This window comes from Maribellus sediminis, from assembly GCF_011799805.1.
Lineage (GTDB): Bacteria > Bacteroidota > Bacteroidia > Bacteroidales > Prolixibacteraceae > Draconibacterium > Draconibacterium sediminis_A.
Map to the genome: position 1 here is coordinate 652,633 of NZ_WXUB01000003.1, position 21,316 is coordinate 673,948.

Consider the following 21,316-nt stretch of genomic DNA (forward strand, 5'->3'; position numbering starts at 1 on the left):
ACAGAAATAACATGAAAACCATTAAAATCATCTTAATCCTGCTGCTTGCTCCATTTTGGATGCTGGCGCAAAAAGCTTCACTTAGCGGAATTGTGCTCGATGCCACCAATAACGAACCGCTACCTTTTGTGAATGTATTGGTTTCGGGAACAACAATCGGAACGATCACGGATGAAAACGGACGTTTTGTTTTTAACGACCTCGAACCCGGATTTATTCGCGTAGAAGCCTCGTTTGTAGGGTACAAAAAAGCCATTTCAAGCGAAATTGAGGTAGATCGAAGTAGTGTAGCCTCCATAGAAATTAAGCTCGACAAGACCACGTCGGAAATCGAAGAAGTTACCGTGACAGCATCGCCATTCAGAAAAACACTTGAAAGCCCGGTATCGCTCCGAACGATTGGAATTGGCGAAATAGAAAAAAGTCCGGGTGCAAACCGCGATATTTCAAAAATCATTCAGTCATTTCCCGGGGTGCAGTCTACACCGGCATTTCGTAACGACGTGATTATTCGAGGCGGTGGCCCGTCGGAAAGTACTTTTTACCTCGATGATGTTGAGGTTCCGTTTATCAACCACTTTGCCACCCAGGGAGCATCGGGTGGTCCGGTTGGTATTTTAAATGCCGATTTTATCCGCGAGGTAAATTATTTTTCAGGCGCATTCCCGGCCAACCGAAACGATGCACTTAGTGGCGTGCTCGAATTCAAACAGATTGACGGAAATGATGAAAAAATGAAGTTTCACGGAACACTTGGAGCATCAGAAATTGCTGCTACTCTGGACGGCCCAATCGGTGAAAAAACAAATTATGTGTTCTCTGTTCGCCGTTCGTACCTGCAGTTCTTATTCAGTGTTTTAGAATTGCCATTTTTGCCTAATTTTACTGATACGCAGTTTAAAGTACGTACCCGTTTCGATCGTAAAAACGAATTAACTATCATTGGTTTGGGTGCCTACGACATTAACAGCCTGAACCTTGATATTGAGGATCCCGACGAACAGCAAAACTATATTTTGAGCCAGTTGCCCGAAAACCGGCAGTGGAGTTATACCTTGGGTGCCGTTTACAAGCATTACCGCGAAAACAGTTACCAAACTTTTGTCGTGAGCAGAAGTCATCTGAATAATCAGGCTGACAAGTATCTCGAAAACGATGACAGTTCGGAAGCCAATAAAATTCTGGATTACAAATCGCAGGAGGCTGAGAACAAGCTTCGTTTTGAAAACACTTCGCGCATTGACGGCTACAAACTGACTTTTGGTGCCAATCTCGATTTTGTGAATTACCGTAACACGACCTTTTCAGGAAGGTACTACAACAACGAATTGATTCCGGTTAATTACGACACCAACCTCGATCTTGTGAAATACGGTTTGTTTGCGCAGGTAAGTAAAAGTGTTTTTGCTGAACGGCTTGCCCTTTCGCTTGGAGTTCGAACTGATGCTAACAACTATTCGACGAGCACGAAAAATTTACTGGACCAGTTTTCACCACGTTTTTCAGCTTCGTACAGCTTAACGCCCCAATGGAGTCTGAATTTCAATACCGGCCGGTACTACCAGCTCCCTTCGTATACTTCGCTTGGTTTTAAAGCGGACGATGTGTATGTGAACAAAGCCAATAACCTGAAATACATTTCGGTGGATCATTTGATTGGCGGGCTCGAATTCAGGCCAAAATCTACCGTTCAGTTATCGGCCGAGGCATTTTGGAAAGGCTACAAGGACTACCCGATGTCAGTAAACGACGGAATCAGCTTGGCCAATAAGGGAGCCGATTTTGGTGTGATCGGAGATGAGGAAGTGGTTTCAGCATCAAAAGGTCGGGCTTACGGTGCCGAATTTCAGGCACGTATAAATTCTCCCAAAGGTTTCAACTTTAACTTGTCGTATACGTTGGTGCGCAGCGAATTTACCGTTGCAAGCGGAAGTTACATTCCCTCGAGTTGGGACTCAAAACATTTGCTGGTGTTAACCACCACCAAAGACCTGAAAAACAACTGGCGCGTGGGAGGCCGCTGGCGTTATGTGGGTGGTTTGCCTTACACGCCGTGGGATATGGAAAAATCGTCGCTGGTGGAAGCCTGGAACCTCACCGGCGGACCGTACCTCGATTATTCAAAACTGAATACCTTGCGCTTCGATCCGTTTCATCAGCTCGACCTGCGTGTAGATAAATCGTTTTACTGGGAAAAACTGACGGCCAAATTCTACATTGATATTCAGAACCTGTATAATTTCCAGGCTGAAAGTCAGCCCATTGTGGTTCGGGCACAAGATGCTAACGGCAATTTTATTACCACCGACAACGGAACGCGCTATGTGCTGGAAGAAATTGATAATACCAGTGGAACCGTGTTACCAACAATTGGGATCATAATTTCATTTTAACAGCTTGAAATTGATGAGCTGACTGGAGTGGCAGCGCTTATGGTTTGAAGCACCACGCAATACCGTTCTGTTAGTTTTAATAATGTTGCTTTCTTTTCAGCGTCTGCGTCGCAGTCCAGCTGAAAAGTTAATCGGATATTCCGAAAACCAACCGGTGCTTCTTTTGAAACTGCCAGTGTCCCGCGAAAGTCGAGATCGCCTTCTGCTTTTACGATTCCGCTTTTCACGTTAATGCCAATGGCCGTGGAAACCGATTTTAGTGTTACTCCGGCACAGGCCACCAACGCTTCAAGCAACAAATCGCCCGAGCAGGCCAGTGTTCCGTCGCCTCCGGTGGCCGGATGCAGACCGGCCTGCGCCAACCGCTGACCGGTTTCAACCTTGCACGATATTCCTTCGCCAATATTACCTTCTGCTGTTAAAGTTACAACGGCAGACTCCGGATTGCTTTTGTATTGCTCTTTCAGAGGCGCCTGCAGCATTCGTAGTTCTTCAGAATTCATAGCGTTTAATTTTAGATGTTTCAAGAATGTCGACTATGCTGACGGAAGGAGGAAAACCAATTAGTGCAGTGTACCAGAATCAAAAACAAATCACTCTTTCAGAAGTTTGCTTACCTATATGAATCCTACTTATCGTCCTCCAAATAATTTTATAAATATTTAAAATTCAGGTATTTATTGCGATTGGTTCAATTTAATCGTAAATTAAGATAAAATATTCTGTAATTGATGATTGTGAAAAGTTCTCTTTTGAGATTTTCAATGTTAATTCTCATTTTGGTAAGCCTGTCTTTTAATGGATTCACTCAGATTCAGGGGTCAGTTAAAGATTCACTCAATCAGCCTGTGCCCTTTGCAAATGTTCAACTTATGAATGTTTTGGATTCCTCTCAGGTGACGGGTGTAATGGCCACAGAAGAAGGAACCTATATGATCAGTGAATTCAGCCCGGGGCGCTATATCATAGGGGTTAGCGCTGTTGGTTACAAGCCGGCCTGGTCGGCTTCTTTTGAAATTAAAAGCTCCAACGATCATATTCATTTAAATCCAATAATTGTTGAGTCGAATGTCTACCAAATAAGTGACGTGAATGTAGTAGCCAGGAAACCAATTTATGAGTTAAAAATGGATCGAATGGTTGTGAACGTTGAAAACAGCATCACGTCGAGTGGAAATACGGCGCTGGAAATACTCGAAAAATCACCCGGGATTCTAGTTAATCGGCAAAATAACAGCATTTCAATGGCGGGTAAAGGCGGCGTTCAGGTGATCATTAACGGTAAACAAAGCCGAATGCCCATTGACGCAGTCATGCAGATGCTTGACGGGATGAACGCGGATAATGTAAAAAGGATTGAGCTAATTACGACACCGCCTGCAAAATACGATGCAGAAGGGAATGCGGGAATTATCAACATTGTGCTGAAAAAAAGTGAAGACTTTGGAACCAATGGGAATTTCTCGTTAGGAGCAGGTGTGGCCAAACGCGAAAAAATGAATGCCAGCCTTAACCTGAACCATCACGTGGAGAAGTTCAACTTCTATGGATTATACAACGTGAATTTTAACAATCAGAGAACAAGTATAACGTCTTACCGTTCATTTGAACAGGACAATGATATTGTTGAATCTTATGGCAAAAGTAATCGCTCGGCATTAGTTCTATATCAGAATATACGAATGGGTATCGACTACACGCTGAGCAGTAAAACTACACTCAGTTTACTGACAAATGGCTATATCCGCGACTACCAAATGGATGCCTACAATAACATAAACTACCTTATTGATAATGTGGAATCAAGCCGGTCAAGGCTGGAAACTGACGAGCTCAACAAATGGATTCACGGAATGGGAAACATTAATCTTAATCATCGATTTCATGAGGAGGAAGTACTTGATATAAATATCGATTACCTGAACTATTACAATAATAATCCATCGGATTTTACCCTTGAAAATTATAATCCGGAAGGGGAATTTATCGATGGTGAAGATATTGAGATTACGAAGACTACACCCATCGATATTTTAGTTGGAGCGGTGGATTACTCGAACCGTAAAAACGAAAAAGTAAAATGGGAACTTGGATTTAAAGAAACCCTTACCTGGTTTAACAACGACGTTGCCGTAAAATATTTTCGCGACGGACGGTGGGAATATGATCCTGAACTGACTAATAAATCATGGCTTAATGAAAATATTACTGCTTTTTACGGATCATTGAATTGGCAGGTGAGTGAAAAGACGGGAATAACTGCAGGCCTGCGTTACGAATATTTGAATTCGGTGCTTGACACTGAAGAAGAAAAGGGCATCGTAGATCTTCATTACGGGAAATTATTTCCGACCTTTTATGCTTCGCAGAAACTGAATAAAAACAATACAATCCAATTCTCCTACAGCAAACGAATCGACCGGCCAACGTTTAATGAGCTGGCACCATTTGTCACCTTTGTTACACCCGAATCGTTTGTGGCTGGAAATGAAAACCTGTTACCGGCAATGAGCGATATTTTTCGGATGGACTATCAGTTAAAGTCTTACATCATGTCGCTGAGTTATACCAAAACAAAAAATTCTATTTCGAGGTTTCAGCCGGTGTATAGTGAAGATGGAGAAAGGCAGTATTTTATTTCGATGAACCTGGATAAATCGGAAAATATTTCGGTGGTTCTTGCTCTTCCAATTACCGTAACGGAGTGGTGGAAGATGCAAAATAGTCTCTCCTGGGTCTGGCAGCGCATAGCCACCAATTATGAGGGAACTTACATCGATTACAAACAGAATTATTATAACCTTAGTTCTAGCCAAAGTTTCACTTTAAGTAATCAGTTTTCAGCAGAAGTCAGCGGTTTTTATCGCTCAAAATCCCTGGAAGGAATTTTTGTGCAAAAACCATTAGGTCGATTAGATCTGGGAGTTCAGTGGAGGTCCAAAAGTCAAAACAGCCGGTTAAACCTGAATGTGTCTGATGTTTTTAAAACTCAGGTATTAAAGCGTGAAGCGCATGTTCCTGAACTTAAAATTGATAATTATTATGCCATCGACTGGGAGCCCCGCATATTGCGTTTAACGTTTACGCATAATTTTGGTAATAAGGCGATTAAAATGCTAAAACGAAATACTGCGTCAGAAGAAGAACAAAGAAGGGTGACTCAATAATAAAATGGGGGATTGCGCTCTATTGATTCTTATCATTCATGCGGTCAGAAAGCAGCCAGTTCAGCAATCCAGCGTTCTTTTTCATGTTCGGTAAGAAAGCTGGCTTTAAACGAATTGGCCGCAAGCTGGATAATTTCATTTTTCGAAAGATTCAGGGCCTCGGCAGTTTCCAAATAGTTCTGAACCAGGTAACCGCCAAAGTAAGCCGGATCGTCAGAGTTTATAGTAACCATTACACCTTTATCGAGTAGTTTTTTCAGAGGGTGGTCTTTCAGGTCTTCCACCACTTTCAACTTCAGGTTCGAGAGCGGACAAACCGTTAGTGGCATATGTAAGCGGGCCAGTTCCTGCAATAGTTCTTCGTCATCGATGGAACGAACACCGTGGTCGATTCGAGTAACGCCAAGCAGGTTTATGCTGTCCCAAACATTTTGAGCCGGGCCTTCTTCGCCGGCATGTGCAACAGCACGGAAACCTTCTTCGCGGATCATTTTATAGAGTCGTTCAAACTTCGTTGGCGGGTGTCCCACTTCCGAAGAATCGAGTCCAAAACCGGCAAAATATTCCCTGAAATCAAGCAGTTCCTTAAAAGAGGAAATCGCATCTTCTTCGCTTAAATGGCGCAGGAAATTGGGGATAAGCAGACTTGTAATTCCCCAGTTCTGTTTGGCCTGGTTTAATGCCAGTTGAATGCCGTTTACCACAGTTTTTAAAGGCACTCCGCGATGGGTATGCGTTTGCGGATCGAAAAATATTTCGGTGTGTACAATGTTCTCTTCCCTACACTTTTTCAGGTAAGCCATGGTGAGGTCGTAAAAATCTTCTTCCTGTAAAAGTACTCCGGCGCCCTGGTAGTAAATATCCAAAAATTCCTGAAGGTTACTGAAACGGTAGGCCGCGTGCAATTCCTCTACCGAAGCATGTTTTAGTTTGATGTTGTTACACCCCGCCAACCTGAAAATGAGTTCGGGTTCGAGCGTTCCTTCTATGTGTAAATGAAGTTCGGCTTTTGGGATGGCCATAATGAGTGCTTTGAGATCTTCTGTCTGCATTGTCTGTTCTTTTAATAAAGATAGAAAACGCATAAATATCCACAATCGTTCATTTGGGCTTAATTTTTTATTGCACTATGAAGAGATTTAGTTTTGAATTTCGCGGCCATACTTTCCTGCAACCATCCCAATGTAAAACAGTTGAAAAGCATGATAGATCATTACTGGAACCAGGAAAAGACTGCCCAAAGTACTTCCGGCAAAAAGAACGCCAACCATTACGGAACCATGAACAAGCGATTTTTTTGAGCCGCAAAAAAGGACAGTGATACTATCTTCGCGGTTGAGATGCAGCCTTCGGGTAAGGAATTTAGTTCCTTCGAAAACCACAAAAAACAGTGCAATTACTCCGGCTGACAATATAAGCAGCGAATGCCCCGGAATGCTGGTAAAAATGCCGTTGGTAAACGAGTCGCTGAAACTGCGGTAAACAATGGAAAGAATCACCGATTTGTCGAACCAGCTTATGCGTTTTCTGTTGCGCATGGCCCAGTTTCCCCAGTAACGGTGCAAAATCAGCCCTACAATTACCGGAACCAATACTTGTAAAGTAAGGTCGCGAATTACTGGCCCGAATGAAAAAGATCCGGCTTGTTGGTCGAGGAAAAGACCCATCCAGGCGGGCGTAAGAATAATGCCGATTACACCCGAAATGCTGGCATTAAAAATAGCGGCCGGAATATTTCCCCCGGCAATGGAAACCATAACTACCGATGAGGAAACGGTGCTTGGCAGCGCTGCCAGAAAGAAAACGGTGAGCCATAAAATCTCCTGATCGCTGCCTTTGAACAAGGGATAAAACAGGAGTAACAAGGCAGGAAAAACTATAAAAGTAGTAAGCTGAATTACCAGGTGGAGTCGCCAGTTGCCGAGATCGTGTCGTAAACGTTTCGGATCGAGTTTCAGTCCGTAAAAGAAAAAAAGCAGTGTAATGCCGTATTTGATCAGCACCCGCAGTTCGATGGTGCTGCCGTCGGCACCAACACCCGGGAAAATACGGGCCAGAACAATCATCAACAGGATGCCGGCAATAAACGGATCAGGAATAAGGGTGCTGATAATTCGTCTGATTTTATCTGACATGCTCAGTTTTACTTTCCCGTAAAGATGCAGATTTTCCCGAAGATGCCACTTTCATTATCCACAAAATCAACTGGAGTGTACAGGTAGTTTAAAATATCTTTTTCAATACGGGAACCTGTTTGATCAGCCAGGCAAAAAGAAAAGTAACAAGCAGTGCGATTGGAGCCACGATCACGAATTTCAACAACTGCGGAACGGTAAATCCCAACAACAGCGCACTAATTCCTACAATGATGGGTGCATGAAAAACAAAAACTCCGTAAGCACTGTCGGAAAGGGCTTGTGCCAGTTTTCCCTGGCTGTCGGCATATTTTTTTGCCAGTCCCAGCAGACCGATTATCAATGCAAAACCAGTTACCTGTTCCCAGATCGCCCAGACAAAACTTTGCCAGGTCATTCCTCCTAAAAAGGGTTCCATTCCATTTTCCTTACCTCCGAAATAAAGCGTTATTGGTAATAGGATAAGAATCATTATTTGTGCAAAAATGAACCAGCGTTTCCCCATTTTGAAATCGATGGAGTCGAGCCAATTATTCTGATAGGCAATAATGCCGACAATAAATAGCACAATGTACTGGATAAAAAAAGGTAGCTGCAGGTTGGTATGCGGTATACTGTAGCCAACATGAAATTTCAGTCGGATCAGAAACTGAATCAACCCCACGATTATTGCAGAAAGTAGAATCAGTTTTGTTCCGGGAAAGCTGATACGAATGCGCAGCAACGATTTTCGGAAAATCAGAAAGAGGAAGGTGAAAATCAGCAGTGCCTCAACAAACCAAAGCGGACCAAAGCCCCAAACCCTGTATTTCCAGATAAAATCCCACAAGCTGGCATCGTCGTGACGGATAAAATGATAATTGATCCATACGGTGAGCGCTTGCAGTATAAAATAAAAGATGGCCAGAGGTATTCCCAAACGAATGAGCCTCTCGGCGATAAATTTTCCGGTGGATTTTCGCTGAATCGATCCGGCTGTAAAGAAGGCCGAAATCATAAAAAACATTCCCATAAAAAACGACTGATTGGTAATGTTGAACATGGCCTGAAGAAGCAGTGCCGGCATTTCTGCACTCGATTCGTTATAGTACCAGTCGCCGGGTCCGCCGTAGGTGATATTCAGGTGAAGTAAAACCACTAAACTTATCAGGAAAATACGGAGGTTGTCGATGTAGTACAGGCGGGAAGTCGTCATGGCAAAGCTTTATAAATGAGTGATAAAGGTAATAAAAAAGTCCATCGAATTATCGACATTTGAGCCTTGTACTTAAAGTGACTACCTGGCTTATTTTGTTAACATTCCGATTTTCTTTTTCAGCGTTCCATTACTTTCCATTTATTTCTGTGTTGGTTGTTTCCGTAATTTCCGTTGCAAGTTTGTAACGCATTTTTGAAAAGAAGCGGAGCATCTTAATTTGGATTGGTTAATTCAATAATTTTCGACTGGTAATTTTCGATATTTTCAAGTTGTTGAAGCAAATAATCAATCAAATACAAATTATTGTCAACCATGTTTTCAAATTTTATATCATGAAAAATTGGGGAATAATCTGTTGGTAATTTGCTTTTACCGCTCCATTTTTTTTTGTTATAAATATCCATTTGTTTAAATGAAATGACTGAAAGCATGTAAGGCAGGTATTGATTATTTTGCCAGTTGGTTTGTACTTCTTTGTATTCTTTAAATAAATCCAGGGCTGCATTCCATGACAGTATTGTATTTTTTAGTTCTACACTATTGAGCAGGTTCATGCGTCCCGATTGCATAATATCCTGAAGAGAATGACTGGTTGGCAAATATGCTTCAGCCATTAATGAAGAATTAAAAAGGCTGTCAAGGTTATAGGTTGCTAATTTCTGGTTTTCGGCGCCAATCAAACTCATCAAAGTGATACCTGAAGCTAAAGCTTCGTTACTTAAATTTTGTGATGCTTTCAGCATGTCCTGGTTTTTAATAAATTCTTCGTGGATGTTTTGTTTGATGAGCTTACCTGCTTTTTGATTTAGACGATCCTGGTTCCAGTTGTTCACCTGCAGAGCTATCAAGATGCCGATCACAACCAGAAAAATTTCACCAACTGCATAACGCAGGTATTTGGCCGCACGATTTTCAGCAGCCAGTTTGTAACGCATTTTTGAGAAGAATCTAATCATCGGTTCTGTTTGAGATAACTGAATTTATGAGTTCGAGAATCGTAAGGATTTCTTTTTTAAGCCCTGTGTTGGTGTAAAGTACGTAATCGTTGTTGTGTTTGTGGTGCCATGTAACGCTTTCAAATTCCATCAGGTTTAGGTGTGCAAAATTTGTTTTAAACGGTGAAGGTTCTTCGATATTTGGTAAAATCTCACCTGTAAGTTGATTGGCTATTTTTTTGGTCAGATCGCCATTGGCAAGAGGAAAGTTCTTTGTGAAATAGGGCATCATATTTTGATGGTAATTATCAAAACGATATTCAATATCTTCCTTGGCATCTGTTAAACGACCCGACCATTGAGTTAATTTCACACGTAAAGAATCGTTTTTCAGAATATGCAATTTCCCCGAATTTATAATCTCGTCGGTAACTCCGGTTACTGCATTAAAAGTTCCGAAACTCCCCACAAACTGTAACAAGCTATCTAACTTTTCCGACTTTTCCTCGAGTTCATCCGAACGAATCAGGTTTATGATTTCAAAACACCCGTTAACGATCTGTTGATCCTGATTAATCGAATTATTTAATGCATCCAGATTTGAACTAAATTCTTTTTGTAAACCGTTAAGTACTTCCAGCTCCGATAAATTGTCTTTACGTTGTTGGTTCCAGTTATTGACCTGTAGGGCAATCAAAATCCCAATTACCACCAGCAAAATTTCACCCACGGCATAGCGCAGGTATTTTCCTACCCGGTTTTCGGCAGCGAGCTTGTAGCGCATTTTTGAGAAGAATCGGAGCATACCTTAAGAATTTAGTGAATTAACATGGTTATTGATGCGGATAAGAAATTCATTCGTTTCATTCAGAATTTCGTTCAGCTGATTGATTGCATATAGATTTGTAACGTTTCGAATTGAAAGTAAAGCGTTCAGGTAAACCCCCAGTTCCTCGAATTCCACCTTTTGCCAAATTGCATCGGCCAGTTTCGAATCCGGAGAAATATTGCCATAGTCGGGTAGAGGATACTTTCGTGCGAAGGCCGTAACCTGGCTGACATAGGCACCTGAATTAAGCCGGGTTCGCGAGATATTCGCTTCATGCATTTCATTGATTTGCAACAGCTCATCCTGTAACCAATTGTCAAGAATATTCAAACTTCCGGTTGACAATAAACTTTTGAAAGTATTATCGGTGAACGTAGTACTGACATGAAGCCGGGGATCGAATTCAAAACGGGCAATCTGAACAAGCGTGTCGATGGTCACTTTGCTGTCCGACATTCTTTTAATAAATCCAAATACCTGAGTTGTATCTTCTTTCAGAATCCTTAAGGTTTGGTTGATCATCAGTGTGTCCATTTTCAGATCAGAAATAATCGACTGAACCAGCAAGTGTTCCTGAATTCTTTCTTTTCGGGCTTCGTTCCAGTTGTTCACCTGCACAGCAATCAAAATCCCAATTACCACCAGCAAAATTTCACCCACGGCATAGCGCAGGTAAGCTGAGGCTTTGTTTTCGGCAGCCAGTTTTTTGCGGATGTTTCTGAAGAATTTAATCACGATTCCTAATTTTTTGCATTAACTCTTTTAGCTTTTCCTGCCTTGATTTTATTTTGCCGATAGCGCTAAATGTTCTTCCCATATCTCCAATGAGATAGCTCTCCATCCTTGGATTGTCAAGTATCTGTTGGTAGTCGATGGTAATATTTCGATTGTCTTTAACCGATGCTACTTTATAGTAGAATGCTTGCACATTTTCTTCGTTTATGACTAAGATTCCTGTTTCTTTGTTCGTATAGCCACTGGAAAGAGTATACATTAGAGGCTCAAATTGATTTTCAACAATCCGGGTAATGGAACCAAACGTATTTTGAATTTGAACAAAATCGCTGTAGTATTGCGAAAGTTCCTTAATAAGGTCTTTGGCTTTAATATCGTTGAATGTACCCGATGACTTTGCTGATTCAAAAGCAGTAGAATAACTGGGAGAATTTACAGGATAATACAAAGGTTCCGTATACTGTGCAAATTTGTCAACACCCATATTTTTTTGAGGATTTCTGACATAGGTTAAAAGCGTGTCTAAATATTCAAATCTTTTTGTATAGAATAATTCATAATAATTAAGCCTTTCCTGATCTTTTTTCAAATCCTCCATTACATCCTCAAAAAAGTTGTTTTCAACGATCCTACCCTTGCGTTGTTCGTTCCAATTGTTTACCTGAAGCGCAATCAATATCCCAATCACCACCAGCAGAATTTCGCCAATGGCATAACGCAGGTATTTTGCAATCCGGTTTTCGGCAGCAAGTCTGTAGCGCATTTTTGAGAAGAAACGAAGCATTACTTAACTTTTATTTACATCAACTTATTGTGTTTCACCATCCCTTGGAAAAGTTCTGTAATTGAATCGCCTGTTGAATTTTTTGGCGATGTTATCATAATGTCTGAAACTTAGAAAGCGAGACTGAGCATGCAGCTTCACGAACTTTTTCATAGTTAGATTTTTAAATGTTTGGAAAATAATAAGTTAAACAACCCGGCACACCGAAAAGTTTATGACTGGAATAGTAGACGTAAACAAAGCACTCGAAATTATTCCTGGTAGGATGGATTCTGCTGTTTTAGTGTCTTTTTGTCAGCTTTACTCACATTCTTCTGTGTTTATCAGTATTATTGCTTTACATATTGATATTCAGAAAGATATTTCCTTTCGCCTTGAACTATTTGCACTTACATCTGTTTTTAATATTTAAGAAAAAAAGATTAACTTATCTCATAAATATTGATCTTGGTTCAATATTAAAAGTTGATCAAACAATATGATGCTAATTAAGGATACCTCCACCGATTCATAGTATCACTGCTGTACAGATACAACATCCGTTTTGATGGTTCAATTGGGTGAAATTGTGTTTGAAGATGTAATGAATAAGTAATTAACGCATTAAGTACTAATGGAGAAAGAAATTACTACAAAAACCTCGGATTCTCTCATTGCCAGCTTTGTTCCGAAAAGTGTTCGTGATAGTTATCTCCTGCAACCCGGCAGAATCCCGGGAACCGCAATTACCGGTGAATATGCCGCACTTTTATGGGTCGATATTCAGGATTTTTCGTCATTGTCGAAAGCGATCCTTAAAAATGAAAAAGACGGATTGGAACACTTATCACTACTTCTTCATGAGCATTACGATCCTTTAATAAATCTAATTTCGAAAACCGGTGGAGAACCCATATTTTTTGCCGGCGACGGCGTATTGTGTGCCTGGTTTTCCGATACTGAAGACCTTTCGTTCAAGGTTCGTCAGGCGATGGCATGCGGTCAGAAACTGATTGAAAACAATTCGTTAAAAGATGTGGAAGGAAATTCGGTTGGTTTACATGTGGTTGTAGCTGCCGGAAGTTTTCACCTGGCCGAGGTGAGCGATCTTGAAAACAGGATATTTATTACACCTCTTGGTGCCGCGTTAAAAGACCTTAGAAATACCACCGAAACCCGGGCACCTGGCGAAGTGCTTTTATCAGAAAATGTGGTCAGAACGATTTCTGATCAAATTCAGACTGCACCTGTCAGCGATAAAGCCAGCATTCTGAATGCTACTGTTGAGCCCCTTATGACAAAGTTGAATGAAAGTTCTGATGATCCCGACAACAGCATTTTATTGCCTTACATTCCAGTTTCCATACAATATCAGCTCGATTCGGAACGAATAAACTGGATAGCTGAATTGCGGCGCGTGACTGTACTTTATGTTAGCCTTTCAGGTTTCGATCCTGCCAGAAAAAAAGCAGCCCAATCCTTAAGGAAGGCGGTTAAAATTGCCTCGAAGACAGTGTATCATAACGAAGGCATTCTGGGACAGGTGTGGATCGATGAAAAAGACGCCAACCTGCTCATCTATTTTGGTCCGCCACCTTCATCGCACCAGGATAATCCGTTTAAGGCCATAAAAACCTCGGTTGAGCTTTATAACGAACTACACGAAGCCGGTTTCGATGTTAGTATCGGTGTGGTTTCGGGAACTAATTATTGTGGTTTACTGGGTAACAATATATTCAGGCAGTATACCATTTTAGGCGATAATGTTATCATCGGGTCACGTTTGGCAAGCAACAAGAAAGAGGGTATTTGGTGCGACGATAATACACGGAATTTTGTGAAGAACACGGTTGCATTCGAGTACTCAAGTACCATCAATATCAAAGGATTCGGAGAAGCTGTTACCGTTTGGGAACCCAAGACAGATCAGGATTTCTCGAAGAATTACAATATAAAATTATCGATAGGCCGGGAAAAGGAGCTCACGCTTTTAAACAGTACCTGGCAGCATGTTAAAAGCGGCAACAACGGCGCTCTTATCCTTGAAGGGGAGAGTGGTTTTGGAAAAACAAAATTGCTGAATGATTTTAGCTCGCTTTGTGCCAAGAGCGGAGATCTGATTTATTTCGGAAAACCGGAACGTATTGAAAGAAACATTCCGTACCAGGCGGTAAAAAGTGTTTTTGAAGCCATTTTTCAAATCGACCGTATTTCTGATCCCGATAAAAAATCGGAGCTGGTATTTCAATTTCTTGGCGATGAATTTTCGGGTAGAGCAAGCCTGTTAAATGTAATACTCCAGCTTAATTTTAACGAGCCCGAAGAAATTTCCATCCTTTCGGGGCTTCAGAAATCTCAGGCAACACGCACTTTGCTTATCAACCTTGTAAGGAAGTTTGCCTCGCAACAAGCGTTCATCATTATTCTCGATGATGCGCAATGGATGGACGCGGCATCCTGGGATTTGGTTCGGGAAATAAGCAAAAGTGTAGCGGGGTGTTTTACAATCTGTGTGGTTCAGGATATTGAAACTATAAACGAAGCAAAAGCGGTTATCGATTCGGGGGCAACACAATTAAAACTTCAACCTTTGCGGGAAGACGACCTCGACGAACTTATCGTGAGTATTTTAGGCAAGGAACAGCTTACAGCCGAAACGGCAGCAACCATAAAAAGTATTTCAAAGGGTAATCCTTATTTCTGTATTGAGTTGACGCGTTCATTTAAGGAGTATTATGCAAACGCTGATGTAGAAGCGTTAAGCATGTCAGATCTGCCCCAAACAATTCGGGGAACGATAAGGCGAAATATCGATCTATTGGAACCGGGACCACAAATGGCGCTAAAAGTAGCGAGTGTTACCGGCCAACGATTTTCAACAACCCTGGTTCAGAATGTTTATCCTATTCAGCGTGAAAAGACCTATGTTCCCGATTACCTGGTTGAAGATAACAAACAAGGATTGTTAAACCGGGACCTGGAAAACGGGGAGGAGTATGTTTTCAATCATTCCATGATCAGGGATGTTGCCTACGAATCATTACTTCGGGGCCAGCGAACGCCAATCCACATGGAGACGGCTTTGTGGTACGAAAAAACTTATTCGAATAATCTGATGCCCCACCTGGTAAAAATCGCTTACCACCTCGAGCAGGCCGGTGAATACCTGAAAGCAGCGGAATACCTTGAAAAGGAAGCGATTCGAATTTTTAGCCAGGGCTACGCAAAAGAATCGGTTGATGTTGGTTTGCAAGCGGTCAGGTTGCTGAATATTCATATTGAAACTGAACCCGAAAAAATAGGCCCTGAAATCGGAGCCAATATGATGAAGATCGGTGAATTAATGGCCGGCAGGCATCCTTCGGAATTGCTGAACAACAAAAGACTAGATAACAGGGAAACCGAAACGTTGCTGAAGATTTTATTGGGAATCGGGCCCTGTGCGTTTCAAAGTCAGCAGATTGAATTGTTCGCATTAATCGCCGTGCTCTGTTTAAGGATCACGCTCGAAGAGGGAAATGGCGTTTCGGCCGCCGATGTTTATTCGATGTATTCGCCGGTACATGCGGCTTTAACCGGAAACAGGGTGGAAGCCAATACCTGGAGCCAGCTGGCACTTGATCTGGATTCGCAAAACGGCGAAGTCCTGCATTCGCGTGTTGCCTTTGTGCACACCTGGTTTCATAATCATTGGAAAAATCCCCTTTCAACAAGTATCGAACTATCGAAAAATGCAGCAATTAAAGGCTTCGAAACCGGTGATTTTCTTTTTGGATGTTTTAATCTTTCTGCGCATGTGGTCTACCAGGAATTTACCGGTGTGCCTCTGACTTCAATTATCCAGACAGCCCGCGAAAATCTTGAAAAGAATGGCCGGCAGGTGATGAATGCAGCGTTTCACTTGATTCACGAAATGCAGATTGCCAAAGCATTTTCAGGTTTAACGATCGATCCGCTGTCGTTCACCGATGAGGAGTTCAGCGAAGAGAAAGACATTGCCTCCATTTGTGAAACCGAATTTGCCAATCAAATCGGTTATTATTTTGTTTCGAAGATCAAGATGCATCAGCATTTTGGCGATTGGGAAGGTGCTCTGAAATGGGCTGCCACTGTACAACCACTGATTCCGGCTTTTAAAGGGCAGGTGGCTGAAATCGATTTTGTTCAGTTTGAATCGCTGGCGATGTTACATGCCATGTTTTTTCAACCCGAAACTGAATCTCAGTTTTTGCATAAAACCGAGGAGAATGTAAAAATTCTGCAAGAATGGACAGCTTTGTCGGCTGAAAACTATCAGCATAAATTACTGATGATTGAAGGATTTCTCGATAGTTTCAAGGGGAATTCCGGAGAAGGAATTGAAAAGCTGCAAATGGCTGCTGAACTGGCCGAGCAGCAAAGTTTTCTGAACGATCTGGGAATCATCTTCGAAAGTTTGGCCATCGTTCAAACAGATCCTTCAGAAAAAACAACAGCACTTAAGGGGGCGATCGATGCCTACAATAAATGGGGAGCTGCTGCAAAAGTCAATTATCTGAACGAAAAATATTCCTGATACAAGATTCTAACCGCGATTTTTCTCCAGCAAAAGAGCATTCGTGTGCATATCCGGACCGATGGTCAGACTCAGCACAAGCGATTTAGTGATTTGCTTTTGTTCGATACCCCAGGCCAGGTTTACCGGAACGTTTACCAAAGCCATGTTTCCATATTCCTTGATGGTGCTAATGTATTCTGCCGGTTTTATGACGTCGTTCCAGGCTTTGGTCAGCACATCAGAAGCCTGGTGTGAAACCACGCAAACATCATTGCTGTTGATGCCGGTCTTTTTAAGCAGTTCAACGGCACATTGCGGAGGTGCATGCACTCCAAAATCTTTAAAGCCCTTCAGTCCGTCGTCGTTAATGTGAAAATAAGATGAAGTGTAGAGTTCGTGGTGGTCATTTACCGGAGTGTCCAGCTTTATTTTATCCGAACGGGTCGTCATACTTCCGTAATAATCCGAATCGATGATCGTGTAACTGTCCTTCACGCTCCAGCTTTCACCCGCTGCAGCCGGGCCAACGATAAACGCTGCTGCACCGTCGGCAGCGCTAATTGCCTGTGGTGTTTTGTAACTCACATTTCTGGTCCAGTTGCCGCCAATGCAAATCAAAATGTTGCGTGCACGGCCCGTTTTAATCAATGAATCAGCAACAACCAATGCCGAATTGAAATTCGAAAATTCATCTTCAATCGGGATCACCCAGCAACTTTTACTGAGTTTTAGCTGTCGGTGCAAATCGAAGAGTACATTTGGATTCCGGTATTCACTTATGGATCCTGTTCCGAGGAGAAAGTCTATTTCTCCGGCATCGATCCCCGATTTTTCAATCGCTTCCTGCGAGGCCGGCAACATAATGGTCATCAGATCTTCTCCCTCGCTCAGAACCCTTCTTTTACAATAGCCTTGAAAAAGATTGGTGCCTTCAGGCGTATTTTTGTGCAACCAGTCGAAAATCTGGTCATCGTTGTATCTGATCTTGGATGGCAGACAGTAGGCAGAGCTTATAATTCCTGTGTTATTTTTATTCATCGTCCCATTTTTTTACCCATTCCGGTTCGGGGAGTTTTAGTCTTTGCTGAAGCACTATTTCAGCTGTTTGCAAAGCTCCTTCTACCCAGGTTTGGTTTGTTGAAAAAGCTTCACCACAAACAAAACAGTTCACATCGTTAACAGGCTGTGTCATATCAAAAAGCACGTCCTGCGATTTATATCCGGGATTCCAGAAGTGTACCGCGCCACCAAAAGGATCGTCGCTCCAATCCATAAAAGCTGCCTCCAGAGGTTCGGGTGTTGTTTTCGGATCTGCTCCGTGAATCTCCATCAACTGCCGGTGCATCTCCATTACCATAGCATGTGGTGCTTCGTGGGCATCCCAGTTTCTGCGAAGCTGTTCGTCCCAGGGTTCTTTGTATGATTCGTTTTGGTGGTTCATTTTTTTACGTTTGAAGAGGTGGTGGTTAGCATGCGAACTTTTCGATTTGCGTTTACCGCCGGGATGATCCCATCGTAAAGCATCACCGGGGCCCAGCGGCTCGGAGCGCAAACCACCCCAGAAAGTGGAACTTTGCATATCGTTGTAGGCCATTATCACCGCATTTTTGTTTTTGGAATCTGTGAGATCCGCTTCGTCGCCCCAGTAATAACACTGCCGCAGCGGCAAGTCGGTCAAACTTCGGCCGGTTTTCAGGTTTTTATCGGCAGCGGTCCACCACGATTTTTCATAGGCGATAAACATCTTGTAAAGATCAACGGGTTCCACCGAGTTCATCATGGTCTTCATTTTCTGGTTGGTCATTACAGGTCCTGTTTCATCAAGCAATTCGAGCGAACGGCGGGGCATGGCCAATATCACTGCCCTGGCGGTGACGGTAGGATTGTCGTAAAAGTTCAGTTCAAAACCACTTGTTCCGTCCGCCAGTGTTTTCGATTCAAATCCTTTTAACCAGGTATTGAGGAATACTTCACCGCCTGCATTTTTAAAGCGGTTGGTCAGGTGCCAGGGCACCACATCGTAACCGTCTTTTAAGAGAAAATATTTTATGTTCGATGAAAAGTCGAATAATTCTGAAATGGAATCAACAGCGTTGGCATTCATTCCCAGCGAATCGTAGCCTACCGTTGTTTTCGACACTTCGTAAGCTTCGTTGCTGATCGCTTTCAATACAAGGTTCCATAAACCGTGTTTGTACAACGGAACGCCGTCCACTTCCACCGTTTCAAGGTATTTTGTCAGTTCGTCACCAATTTTATTACCGATTCCCGGAATTACTTTTTTTATGGCATAAGCAATAAAGTTATCGGCGGTATTTCCTTCTTTGAGCCACTGTTTTTCAAGCTCTCTAAGCGCGTAAGGCAACACATCAGGATCGTTTAGCTGGTCGACATTGTATCTTTTTCCACGGGTGTACACAAGGTTTTTGGGTTCGTATACATTTTGAGGGAAAGTTTCAAGACATAATTCCCGCTCAACCAAACTTTTTATGAGGTACTGCGATGGAGAAACATAACGCATGCCGCCTATTTCGCAAACAATATCGGGCATTCCTGGGGCCTTGGCCGAAAGTAATCTTCCGCCGATTCTGTCGCTGCCTTCAAAAACCCCGATCTTTAGTTTTCCGTTTTTAGCCCAGTTTTTAAGCACCGGGGACTGACTCGGATCAGCTGTCATCAGGCGCCAGGCTGTGTAGATGCCCGAAACGCCGCCGCCAATCACAGCAATATCAAATTCATTCTTTTTCATTGTGTTTGTTATTTAGATGAAAAAAGTTGGTTGTAATAAGGTGGAATGTCCTTTTTGTCGATTTTCATGATGACTACCTGTGGTTTTCCGTCGGCAGAATTCCTGACCGCCTTTTTCATTGCCTCATCCAGTTCTTTTGGATCACAGGCGTGGTAAGCATCGGCACCAAGGCTTTCGGCATATTTCACTAAATCAGGATTACCCAGATCAAATATTTCTTCCCATTCTTTTCTTGGTCCTTCTGCGGGGAAGAAATGTGCTTGTCCCTGGCTTACCATGGCCAGGTCGTTATCGTTTAATACGATCCAGATAGCCCCTATTTTATGCCGGGCGGCTGTTGAAACTTCGGCACCCTGCATCAGAAATGCACCATCGCCGGTAACACAAACAACTACATCATCGGGGCAACCGGTTTTAGCACCTACAACCGCACCAACAGCAAATCCCATCGGTCCCATTGATAAGGCAGTGAAGATCTCCTGCGGAAAATCCACTTTTAAATAATGGACTGTCCAGCCAACACAGTTGCCGGCATCAACAAAAATTTTTGAATTTGCCGGTAAGGTATTCTGAATAACACGCATAGCGGCTGCCGGCCGTAAAGGCGAAGCTTCAGATTCGTATTGTTCTTTCGATTCGATAGGGGAGTAGCTTGTTTTAATTTTTTTGATGAGCTCACCGCGTGCTGAAACTGTTTTTGCGTCGGGAGGGAATTTGCTGATCGTCTGAGGCAATTTTTTTATAAATGCTGCGGCTTCTGCTACAATTCCGTGAGTCAGCGGAAAGCCTCTTCCTATAATTGCACTGTTAATGTCAACCTGGATGAATGGTCCTTTGGGACATAGCAAAGGATTCCATTTCATAGTCGATAGTTCTCCAAGCGAAGAACCAATCACCATAATTGCATCATAATTCCCGTTGTCGGGGTGCAGGTAATACCAGGTCCACTGACAACTGGCAATTCCATATACCCGAAGCGAAAGCGGATGCGATTCGGGGAAAATCCCTTTTCCATCGGCAGTCGTCATTACCGGAATATTGTAGGTCTCTACAAATTTTAAGAATGCATCGCGGGTTTCCTTGTTGCGCATGGCCTGCCGGCATCCGTTTCCTAGAAAAATGACCGGCTGCTTTGCTGAGGTCAGTGCTTTAACTGCCTGCTCAACATCTTCTGTTGATGCCGCAGTTTGCACCGTTCGGTAACTTGCTGTAGAGGGAGGCAGACTATCCGTGTTCAGTGTTTCAACCGAAACGTTATCAGGAAAACTCAAATGCACCGCGTGCCGGGGCAGCGCCAGGGCATCTCTCAACGCCTGCTCGGTCAACGCCTGCATATCGCTGGCTGCATCAATTGATGTACTGTAGCGGGTAGCTGCTTTAAAGATCGTGTCAACATCCAGTACCGCATCAATTCCCTCCTGCAGATAGCCTTTACCGTAATATTGCTGAGCAACTTCTCCGGTTACGAGCATTACGGCCGAGCCATCGTTTTCGGCATTCATTATTCCGGTAAGCGCATTTGTTGCTCCCGGGCCTGAGGTTACAACCACAACCCCTAATTTGTCTGTTGCCCTGTAATAGCCGTCGGCAGCATAACCTGCACCGGTTTCCTGGCGGCAAACGATGTATTCAATTTCTGAATTGTCGTTTTTTATTTCATTTAACAGATTTGCCAGTCCTCCGCCGGGAATCCCAAAAAGATGGGTGACTCCTTCAAGTTTTAAGTAATGAAAAAATGCCTGTGCTACTGTGGATGAGGGTAACACATTTCCTTCTGATTTTTGCATAAACGTCGTGATAAGTTAGGGAAAAAGAATATAATAACTTTATATATGAAATATAAGCTTAATCACGCACAAAAGCAAGTTTATACTG

14 protein-coding genes are annotated in these 21,316 nt (G+C 42.7%); 3 read left to right on the top strand and 11 right to left on the bottom strand.

The genetic code is table 11. From position 1 onward, the window contains the following. Positions 1-11: 11 nt before the first annotated feature. Entirely contained in the window at positions 12-2,393 is a 2,382-nt protein-coding gene (locus HFD85_RS14640; protein WP_167611315.1) for a TonB-dependent receptor, read from the top strand. Here HFD85_RS14640 and HFD85_RS14645 read toward each other — a convergent pair. Further along, entirely contained in the window at positions 2,390-2,896 is a 507-nt protein-coding gene (locus HFD85_RS14645; RefSeq protein ID WP_167611318.1) for an OsmC family protein, read from the bottom strand. The genes HFD85_RS14640 and HFD85_RS14645 overlap by 4 nt on opposite strands. Positions 2,897-3,157: 261 nt before the next feature. Between HFD85_RS14645 and HFD85_RS14650 the strand changes: the two genes are divergently transcribed. Continuing rightward, positions 3,158-5,560: an outer membrane beta-barrel family protein gene (locus HFD85_RS14650; RefSeq protein WP_167611321.1), complete on the top strand. Its 2,403-nt coding sequence runs from the start codon at positions 3,158-3,160 to the stop codon at positions 5,558-5,560. 44 nt (positions 5,561-5,604) lie between these two features. Here the strand turns inward: HFD85_RS14650 and HFD85_RS14655 are convergent, their stop codons facing one another. The 7 genes from HFD85_RS14655 to HFD85_RS14685 form a co-directional block, all read right to left on the bottom strand. Then, positions 5,605-6,612 (bottom strand): adenosine deaminase, encoded by a 1,008-nt coding sequence (locus tag HFD85_RS14655; RefSeq protein ID WP_167611324.1) that lies wholly within the window; start codon positions 6,610-6,612, stop codon positions 5,605-5,607. Between the two features lie 87 nt (positions 6,613-6,699). Beyond that, positions 6,700-7,695 (bottom strand): bile acid:sodium symporter family protein, encoded by a 996-nt coding sequence (locus tag HFD85_RS14660; RefSeq protein WP_167611327.1) that lies wholly within the window; start codon positions 7,693-7,695, stop codon positions 6,700-6,702. Positions 7,696-7,783: 88 nt separating this feature from the next. Beyond that, positions 7,784-8,890 carry an acyltransferase family protein gene (locus tag HFD85_RS14665; RefSeq protein WP_167611330.1) on the bottom strand — a complete coding sequence of 369 codons (1,107 nt, stop codon included), beginning with the start codon at positions 8,888-8,890 and terminating at the stop codon, positions 7,784-7,786. Positions 8,891-9,105: 215 nt separating this feature from the next. Next, positions 9,106-9,849, bottom strand: coding sequence for a DUF6090 family protein (locus HFD85_RS14670; protein ID WP_167611332.1), 744 nt, complete (start codon positions 9,847-9,849; stop codon positions 9,106-9,108). Continuing rightward, on the bottom strand, positions 9,842-10,633 hold the full coding sequence (locus HFD85_RS14675) for a DUF6090 family protein (RefSeq protein WP_167611335.1): 792 nt from the start codon (positions 10,631-10,633) through the stop codon (positions 9,842-9,844). The genes HFD85_RS14670 and HFD85_RS14675 overlap by 8 nt, the downstream gene beginning before the upstream one ends. A gap of 3 nt (positions 10,634-10,636) precedes the next feature. Further along, a complete protein-coding gene (locus HFD85_RS14680) occupies positions 10,637-11,392 on the bottom strand; it encodes a DUF6090 family protein (RefSeq protein WP_167611338.1) in 756 nt (251 codons plus the stop codon). Next, a complete protein-coding gene (locus tag HFD85_RS14685; RefSeq protein ID WP_167611342.1) occupies positions 11,385-12,155 on the bottom strand; it encodes a DUF6090 family protein in 771 nt (256 codons plus the stop codon). The genes HFD85_RS14680 and HFD85_RS14685 overlap by 8 nt, the downstream gene beginning before the upstream one ends. 634 nt (positions 12,156-12,789) lie before the next feature. On the opposite strand from HFD85_RS14685, the gene HFD85_RS14690 reads away from it, so the two are divergent. Continuing rightward, a complete protein-coding gene (locus tag HFD85_RS14690) occupies positions 12,790-16,710 on the top strand; it encodes an AAA family ATPase (protein WP_167611347.1) in 3,921 nt (1,306 codons plus the stop codon). Positions 16,711-16,719: 9 nt separating this feature from the next. On the opposite strand, the gene HFD85_RS14695 is transcribed toward HFD85_RS14690, so the two are convergent. Genes HFD85_RS14695 through HFD85_RS14705 form a run of 3 tightly spaced genes read right to left on the bottom strand, consistent with a single transcriptional unit; the run spans position 16,720 to position 21,228 of the window. After that, complete coding sequence (locus HFD85_RS14695; RefSeq protein WP_167611350.1) at positions 16,720-17,730, bottom strand: beta-ketoacyl-[acyl-carrier-protein] synthase family protein; 1,011 nt, start codon at positions 17,728-17,730, stop codon at positions 16,720-16,722. Beyond that, on the bottom strand, positions 17,723-19,441 hold the full coding sequence (locus HFD85_RS14700; RefSeq protein WP_167611353.1) for a flavin monoamine oxidase family protein: 1,719 nt from the start codon (positions 19,439-19,441) through the stop codon (positions 17,723-17,725). Before HFD85_RS14700 ends, HFD85_RS14695 begins: the two co-directional genes overlap by 8 nt. A gap of 8 nt (positions 19,442-19,449) precedes the next feature. Then, positions 19,450-21,228 carry a thiamine pyrophosphate-binding protein gene (locus HFD85_RS14705; RefSeq protein ID WP_167611356.1) on the bottom strand — a complete coding sequence of 593 codons (1,779 nt, stop codon included), beginning with the start codon at positions 21,226-21,228 and terminating at the stop codon, positions 19,450-19,452. Positions 21,229-21,316 lie beyond the last annotated feature (88 nt).